Annotated in this window: 9 protein-coding genes and 2 pseudogenes; 9 read left to right on the top strand and 2 right to left on the bottom strand. The window is 67.5% G+C overall.

What is annotated here, in order from left to right; all coding sequences use genetic code 11:
* Positions 1 to 125 precede the first annotated feature (125 nt).
* Positions 126 to 878, bottom strand: a pseudogene (locus C1I97_RS26570) (tetratricopeptide repeat protein); the annotation flags it as partial.
* Between the two features lie 125 nt (positions 879 to 1,003).
* Here C1I97_RS26570 and C1I97_RS26575 point away from each other — a divergent pair.
* The 4 genes from C1I97_RS26575 to C1I97_RS39360 all read left to right on the top strand — a co-directional run bounded on the left by C1I97_RS26575 (position 1,004) and on the right by C1I97_RS39360 (position 4,615).
* The gene (locus C1I97_RS26575) at positions 1,004 to 1,234 is read left to right on the top strand and encodes a hypothetical protein (RefSeq protein WP_111005690.1); all 231 of its coding nucleotides are present in this window, start codon (positions 1,004 to 1,006) and stop codon (positions 1,232 to 1,234) included.
* A 247-nt stretch (positions 1,235 to 1,481) separates the two neighbouring features.
* Positions 1,482 to 1,925, top strand: a complete 444-nt coding sequence (locus C1I97_RS26580; protein ID WP_111005691.1) for a glycine-rich domain-containing protein — start codon at positions 1,482 to 1,484, stop codon at positions 1,923 to 1,925.
* A gap of 71 nt (positions 1,926 to 1,996) precedes the next feature.
* A complete protein-coding gene (locus C1I97_RS26585) occupies positions 1,997 to 2,833 on the top strand; it encodes a protein kinase domain-containing protein (RefSeq protein ID WP_111005692.1) in 837 nt (278 codons plus the stop codon).
* Between the two features lie 1,596 nt (positions 2,834 to 4,429).
* Positions 4,430 to 4,615 (top strand): hypothetical protein, encoded by a 186-nt coding sequence (locus tag C1I97_RS39360; protein WP_146608299.1) that lies wholly within the window; start codon positions 4,430 to 4,432, stop codon positions 4,613 to 4,615.
* On the opposite strand, the gene C1I97_RS26590 is transcribed toward C1I97_RS39360, so the two are convergent.
* Positions 4,584 to 4,997, bottom strand: a complete 414-nt coding sequence (locus C1I97_RS26590) for a GntR family transcriptional regulator (RefSeq protein WP_111005693.1) — start codon at positions 4,995 to 4,997, stop codon at positions 4,584 to 4,586. The genes C1I97_RS39360 and C1I97_RS26590 overlap by 32 nt on opposite strands.
* Positions 4,998 to 5,185: 188 nt before the next feature.
* Here C1I97_RS26590 and C1I97_RS26595 point away from each other — a divergent pair, with 188 nt between their 5' ends.
* The 5 genes and pseudogenes from C1I97_RS26595 to C1I97_RS41775 form a co-directional block, all read left to right on the top strand.
* Complete coding sequence (locus C1I97_RS26595; RefSeq protein ID WP_111005694.1) at positions 5,186 to 5,545, top strand: SCO3933 family regulatory protein; 360 nt, start codon at positions 5,186 to 5,188, stop codon at positions 5,543 to 5,545.
* Entirely contained in the window at positions 5,542 to 5,751 is a 210-nt protein-coding gene (locus C1I97_RS26600) for a hypothetical protein (protein ID WP_111005695.1), read from the top strand. Before C1I97_RS26595 ends, C1I97_RS26600 begins: the two co-directional genes overlap by 4 nt.
* Positions 5,748 to 7,169, top strand: coding sequence for an FtsK/SpoIIIE domain-containing protein (locus C1I97_RS26605; RefSeq protein WP_111005696.1), 1,422 nt, complete (start codon positions 5,748 to 5,750; stop codon positions 7,167 to 7,169). The genes C1I97_RS26600 and C1I97_RS26605 overlap by 4 nt, the downstream gene beginning before the upstream one ends.
* A gap of 13 nt (positions 7,170 to 7,182) precedes the next feature.
* Positions 7,183 to 7,356, top strand: coding sequence for a hypothetical protein (locus C1I97_RS40145; protein ID WP_181446924.1), 174 nt, complete (start codon positions 7,183 to 7,185; stop codon positions 7,354 to 7,356).
* Between the two features lie 50 nt (positions 7,357 to 7,406).
* Positions 7,407 to 7,530 (top strand): annotated as a pseudogene (locus tag C1I97_RS41775) (DUF2637 domain-containing protein); the annotation flags it as partial.

A 7,530-nucleotide genomic window follows, 5' to 3' on the forward strand; every position in this document is an offset into this window, starting at 1 on the left:
GCACCGACGCCATCACGCACCTCCAGCACGCCACCACCACGGACGCACCGGACCTACCTCACCCACCCCGGCACCATGCCTGACCAGCACGAACCCAGCCCCCACACTCGGTTTCGAGAAGCCCTCTGATAGGTCGCCTGCAAGCTCATGCAGGCCAGGACGTTGGCCATGAACTGGCGATCGTCGATCTCCTTGGCCAGTTGGAGGGCCTCGGTGAAGTAGGCGCGGGCCTGGTTGTACTGGCGGGCGTCGAAGTAGGTCCAGCCGGTGAGGCGTGCCAGCTCGGCGGCGACTCCGTACAGGCCGTTCTGAATGGAAGGCGGTCGGCTCTCCTTCAGCAGTCCGACCACGTACCGGAGCTGGCCGACGACGGCCGGCCGCAGAGCCTCGCCGCCGTGCTGGTCGTCCCGTCGCCAGTAGTCCTCGATGGAGGACCGGAACGCTTCGAGCGTGGCTGCGCTGAGGTTGGTCCGCGTGGTCAACGCCAGGATGCTGTCCACATCCGGGCCTGGCAGAGACGCCGGTGCCTGCTGCTCCAGCTCCAGCACCTGAGGCGCCTCGCGCTGGGTGACGGCGAGAGCCTGGGGCGTCTCCCAGGGACGGCGGGCAAGCCCGAGCATGCCTCCGGGGATCCGCAAGCCGTCCGAGATGCGCTCGATCACGTCCATATGCAGCAACTGACGACGCCCGGCGATCACTTCGCCGACTCGGCTGGGTGTCAGCTCGCATCGCCTCGCGATCATCGACGGGTAGATACCCGCCCTGGTCTTCACCAGCCGGAAGACTCTGGCGAAGTCTCGCACCCGACACGCATCGATCATCTCGGGGTCGGTGAGCAGCCGGGCAGGAAGTTCCTGCGGCCGGTCGGCGTCGGGCATTGGGCCAGCTCCCACACTGCGAGGGCTACGCAACGTCGCTGATTCTCTGCTTCCGGCGATATTACCCAAGTTGGGTAACCAGCTTGACCTTATGGCAGCGGTCTCCAGATCGCGATGCTTCCTTCATGGCGAGCAATCAGCAGACCACACCAGGCATCGGTGAACTGGCGAAGGACAGTGCCACTGGGCGCATCGGCGTCGTCATGGGTGAGATCGGCAACCGTGTGCAGATGCGGCCGGTCCGTGGCGGAAGGGAGTGGGATGCCTTGCCGAGCAACGTGGAGGCGCCCAGCGCGCGGGAGGAACTGAGCGCGCGGCTGGCCACGAGGAACGGCAACAGTCGGGCTGGGCTGTGATGCGAGTCGTCGGCCGATACGCCGGGGTCCTGTTCATCATCTGCATCAGCGGTTCGTGCGGCTTGGTGATCGGCATGGCCCTCGGGATCGACCACTAGACCGGCCGCCCCGAACGGGTGCCGATTCCGGCTCCCCGTCCCCGTCCGGGGCTGGCCTCCAAACCCGCTCACGATCGTCTTTTGAGCCGAGCTCGGCGATCAGGGCGGCAGGTAAGTGCCCTGCAACACCTCACGTGAGGAGACTGCACATGACGGCAACGGCGAACGATCAGAAGACCGGTCGCGCAGTGGGGGGTGAGGAGCTGTTCCAGAGCCTCGCCCACTTCGTGGTCACCCACAACGGGCAGACGCCCGAGCGTGCCGAGCGCATCGCGGACCAAGCGCTCGCGTTCGTGGTCACGGCGGCCACCGCCACCGTTCCCATGGTCCCGTCGGACGACGTGGACCTCGGCCTGCACGCGCTCATCCTGCACACGAAGGAGTATGCGGGCCTGTGCGAGCAGTACGCGGGCCGCTTCCTGCACCACAACCCGAAGCCGGGCGGCGGGGCCCGTGACCCGGAGAAGGTCGCCGCATCGGCCCGTGCCATGAAGACGGCCGGGTTCCTGGTCTTCGACGACCTGTGGACCGTGAACGGCACCAACCTCGCGCAGTGCGACTCGGACTGCGGCCGTCCCTACGGTCAGGACTAGCACCCGACAACAGCAGCGCGGCCGGCCTCGGCTCATGGTCGGCCGCGTTCGTCCGGAAGGAGAAAGAGACGTTGTCCGGCTCGATCCCTGAAGTGCCGATCGTGGTGCTCGACGCGCTGATGCCCACGGCGCTACGACTGGTCATCAACCGGCGGGGCTCCACGGTCTGGGAGGTGGACGGCCCTCGCGGTCACTACGCCGTGAAGCTCGGCTACCCGATCGAGGCCACGGCCGATTGGCCTGCGCAGCCCTGGACTGCCCTCGCGCCGGCGCGCGAAGGTGCCGTGCTGCATCGCCTCGGTTTCGACCAGATCGCCTACGGCGAATGGGAGTCCGGTACCTGGAACTTCCAGCCGTGGCACGAGGGGCCGGACCTGTACCGGTTGTGGGAGCCGTGCCGTCGGCCGGACTCATCCATCACGCCACACACCAGTATCGCGCTGGGATGCGTCGAAGCCCTGGCCGAACTCCACGCCAGGGGCTGGGCACACGGCGACGTACAGCCCGCTCACTTCATCATCGGGCCCGAGCGAACGCACCTCATCGACCTCGCCCTGGCCCATGGCGGACACATGCCCCAGGGATACGACTTCCCGTTCCGCGGCTGCCTCGTCCACTACGAAGCACCGGAGATCGCCCGCAGCGTGCTCACCACCGGCCAAGCCGAGCCCACACAGGAAGCCGACATCTACGCCCTCGGCGCCTCCCTGCTCATCTCCGCCACCGGCTGGCGGGCTGTCGAGTACCCGGACGACGCTCCGCGCCCCGTACAGCGAGAAGCGGTGGCGAACGGCCGGCGTCGTCCCGTGAAGGCGCCCGGTGAGCTGGGCGAACTGATCGACGCGATGCTCAGCCACGCCCCCGAGGACCGGCCGACGATCTACGAGGTGGGCAAAGCTCTGAGCTGAGCCGAAGCCCCGCTCACCGCGCGTTGCTGGTGCGGCGGCGGCCGACAACAAGAGACCGGACCACCCCTCAGCCTGGACAGCATTCCGGGTGGTCCGGTCGTGGAAGCCCTGATCAGGACCCCGGTGCCGATGGTACCGGGGTGGTCGGCGTGCCCGGATGCGGGTGCGGCTACAACCTCGGCCTCCCGTTGTCGAGTTGGAGAGGGCCTCTGATGCAGTCGCGCCGAGAGGAACGTGGTTCTGACCCGAGCCACCGAAAGTCAGCCACGACGGCGGGACGCCGAACGAGCACCCGTCACGTGTGCCTCCAGCAACCCCCTACGGGCCTCAGCCACGCTTCCTGAACACGTCACGGTCCTTGCTTCCCTCCCACCTGCGCGTCGGGGACGTACGGACGGTACTTGGCTCAGCTCCGGTTCTCCCCTGCGGAGCGGCGGCCGGTGGCGCGGTGTGGTCGTTGCTGGCTCGCTTCGGCCTGGTCCTGGTGCTCGGGCTGGTCGGGTTGCTTCCTGCTCTGGCTGTCCGCCTTGGCGGTGTTGCGCGCTGAGTGGCGGCGGGCCGCCGGAGCGGTGGCGGAGACAGGGAGCGGCGGCGGCCCGTGGCCGCCAGCGCGCGCGGCCCGCCGTAGGCGGGCCGCCTTGATCCAGTAAAGAAACTCTGAACAGCTCCGCTGCGCTGGGCCCCCGGCCGGTCATGCGGCCATGCACTGTCCCTGCCTTCCCATCCGTTCCGCAGCTCCCCGACCGCTATGGACGCTCATCGCCGCATTGCTGCCCATTTGTTCCGGCGATCGGAGAAAAGTATCCACAGGTCGGCCGATGCACGGTTGGGGCCTGTGGAAAAGCCAGTGGCTTGCCGCAGTCTTCGTTATGCATTCGTGACCTTGGGGGTGCTCTGGCGGTAGATGGTCTGGCCGGTTGGGCGTGCCGGCCGTTTGGTGATCACGCACGGCTGCTATGCGCTCGTGACCTTGGCCGCCCCGCTGCGGTAGGTGGCGTGGTCGGTGGCGAGTGGTGAGGTGGCAGCACAGATGCTCGGTGATCTGCGAGGCAGGTCACTAAGGGTGGGCGTCACACCGGAGCGGATTTTCGGACCTTGTAGCAAGTGAGGGCAGGAGATCGCTCGTCGCTGCGGAGGTGTCCGCTTTCGGTGATCTGCTGTCGCGCACACCGGGGGGGTCTGTTCTGAGCTAGGTACGGAAGGGCGACAAAAGTGATCGGCGTCACACTTGTTCAGGGTCACACGCGACTCGAAAAACCGACCTCTACGGGCGTCCTTCAAAGCGGGGCGGCGAAATATAGCCGACGATCGCCGGTTACCCAAACCGGCGTTTCTCCAGACCATTGATGCACTGCCCGGACGACTGGAAGGACAAGCGACATGAGCGCGCTGAAAAGGCACGGGCCCGTACGGCGGGACGTGAAGAAAGGTTGTTGCCCGCCCGATGGGAGCGCGGGGCCATGCCCCTCGCACCTGTCCGGTTCGGCCGGTAGACCTGTCCCAACAGCCGCGATGACGGCTTGTCGAGCGGCACGGGCAAGCCCTGATCCGGAGGTAGATGACCGCTGGGCAAGCCTTCGGGCAAGCCCCCGGCGGTTGGCTGAACTCGACATGCAGCAGCGGCACAACAACGAACGGGTGGAAATGAACAAGCACGAGGCAGCACTGATTGCGGCGAAGCTCAAGGAAGTTGAAGATAAGGTGACGCGGCTGGAAGATCTGGCGCGTCGGGTGCTCGAAGACGCCCGTGCTACTTCTTCGGCGACTTCTTCGCCTCGGTGACGCCGCCGAGCTGCCCGAAGACCTGGAACAGAGTGTCCAACCTTGCGTTTATGGCATCCAGTCGTTCGGACAGTTCAATGTATTCCGGCGTGGGCATCTGCCCGCCGCTTGCCGCCTCGGGAGCGCCGACCTTCGGGTCGGCCTCTGGCAGAGGATCGGCGACGAAGTTGCCCCGGCCCGGCATGGTGTTGATCAGCCCTTCGTCGCGCAACATGCGCAGGGCGGAGCGCGCGGTCATGTTCGCGATCTCGTAGGTCGCTTCCAGGTCGCGGGACGAAGGGACCCGCTCGCCCGGCTTGAGGCGGCCGAATCGGATCTGCCGCCGTAGCTCCTCGGCGACCAGACGGTATGGCGGGGTGTCGGAATCCTTGGGCAGCTTCATAGCCCGAGGGTAGCGGGCCTGGCCCGTCTACCGCAGTAAGACCCTGTTGCACCTCCTATTTTCCACATGCGCTTACCCCACCACAGGTGCGACGTGCGCTAGGTGCTTGACGGACTCATGGCAGGTGGTGCACTGTTGATCTCGCTTCGCCACCCCGGCGGAGCACCTACCGAAAGGACGTAACACCCATGGCTCGTATCCGTGTTGGCCTGCTCCCGTCCGCGTCGTTCATGGTCGGCAACATGGCGGTGCCGAAGTACGCGGACGCCGAGAAGACCCAGTTCGCCGTGGACCGCGAAACCGGCGCGAAGCTGTTCACGGTCACCCTCTTCTTCATGGAGGACGACCGCGCCGAGGCGCTGAAGGTCACCGTTCCGGAGACCGGTCTCCCCAACGGCCTCAAGCCCGGTGTGCCGGTCATGCCGGTGGAGCTGTTCGCCACCCCGTGGGCCCGGATCTTCAACGGGTCGCTCTCGGACGGCATCGCCTACCGCGCGGAGCGCCTGGACCTGGTCGGCGGTCCAGCTTCGGCCGCTGAGGCAGCGTGAGCGGTACTGCGTTCCGGTCCGGCGTCGAGTGCAGCTACCCACTGCCTCACGCCGGGCCGGATGCCCGGCTCAGTGACTCCCTCATCAACTCGGTGGCGGCCGTGCTCGTCGGCTACGGCTTCCCCCGCCTCGCCGCCCCGGATCGGACGGTCCTCGAAACGGCCCTCGCGGCCTTCCTCTACAACTCTCAGGAGAGCAACACATGAAGGACAACGACCCGACCGGAGGGGCCTTCGGCTACGGCCCCTTGGTCGTCGGCGTGGCGCTGGCCGTGCTGGTCGGCTGGTCGGTGTGGTGGGTGGTGCGCTACCTGCGGGCCGATGCCATGACCCGGCAGTCCATCCGGCAGGCCGTGCGGGTACGGCGGACCTGGAAGCGGCTCGCGCAGATGCTGAAGCTGTGCGCCACGGACAAGATGCCGACCCCGCTGGCCTCGCTGACGAACACGGACGGCAAGCCCGTCAAGCCCCGCGTCCTGGTCCCCGCGCTGAAGGTCACGCATGACGCGTACGGGGTGATCGCACGGGCGACCTGTCTGCCGGGCGTCGGCCTGGCGGAGTTCCAGAAGGCGGCCCCCTACCTAGCGGATGCCTGGCGTATGACCCGAGTGTCAGCGCTGCCGGGGGACAAGCCCGGACAGGTCATGCTGCGCGGTGTGCGCGTGGACCCGCTGATCACGCCGACGGTTCACGTGCCCACCGGCCGCCCGCCTGAGGAGTACGCGAAGTGGGACCTGGGGGTGGACGAGTTCGGCATGCCCGTCTTCGTGCCCCTCAAGGAAGTGCCCGGAGTGGCTGTCGGCGGCCTGCCGGGCTTCGGGAAGACCTCGTGTGTGAACCGGCTGGTGTGTGACTGGGCGCCCTCGCCGGCCGTGCAGTTCGTCTTCTTCGACGGGAAGGTGTCCCACGCCCACGAGGGCGACTACGCCGACCTGGTACAGCGGGCGTTCGCGTTCTGCGGGGATGACCTGGAAGAAGCGAACAAGCTCCTCAAGGAGCTGGTGGAGCTGCGCCGCGCCCGCTCCGCGAGCATCCGTAAGGTGCTGGGCAAGAAGAACATGTGGCACGTCGGCCCGTCGGCTGACTGGCCCCTGATCGTCATCGTCATCGACGAGGCCCACACCTACTTCCGCGACCACAAGGGCTCCGACCAGGCCACGAAGCGGTTGGCGGCGTTCGCGGCGGAGAACGCCCGGCTCACGGAGGACCTGGTGAAGAAGGGCCGCTCAGTCGGCTTCCTTACCCTGCTCACCACGCAGAAGACCACCGGGGACGCCATCCCCACCTTCATCCGCGATGTCTGCCCGGTCGGCCTGTCCTTCGCACAGAAGACCGCTGACGCCGCCGTGGCCGCGCTCGGCGACGACATCCGCGAGTGGCCCGACGCCAGCCCGGTCCTTCTCCAGGACCCCGCGTACGTCGGTGTCGCGGTCATGTCCCAGCACGGCCGCCCCGGCTTCATCCGCATCCGCACCCCCTACGTCGCCGACGAGGACGCCGCCAGCGTCGCCGAAGCCACCGCCCACCTGGTGCACCACCCGGCCCGGCTCCTGGAGGACCTGACCGGACGGACGGTCGTGGACCTCACCAAGGACGACCCCGAGCCCCCCGCCATGGCGGCCTGACATGCGCCGATTCATGAGGATCTACATCCGGCACATGCGTAAAGCGATCACCGCTCAGGACTTCGACTTGGCCGGTCGGATCGGCATCGCCGCCTACCCCGTCGCCAACGCCAACGAACGTCGGGTCCTGGAGACCTACCTCGGCCCGAACGCCGCCCGCCGGGCCGGCCTTGCCCTGAGGCCCTGACCACCCCTGACCGATTCCCCACCGACACCACGAGAGGAGGTGAACTCCCAATGTCTGAGGACCGGATCACCCAGCGCACCGTGACCGTCGTCATGGGCATCATCGCCGCCCTGGCGTTCGTCTTCTCCTTCGGCAACGTCTGGGCCCTGGCCCTGCGCCTGGGCGTCCCCGCCC

Origin of the sequence: Streptomyces sp. NTH33 (assembly GCF_003236365.1) — a bacterium.
Taxonomy (GTDB): domain Bacteria; phylum Actinomycetota; class Actinomycetes; order Streptomycetales; family Streptomycetaceae; genus Streptomyces.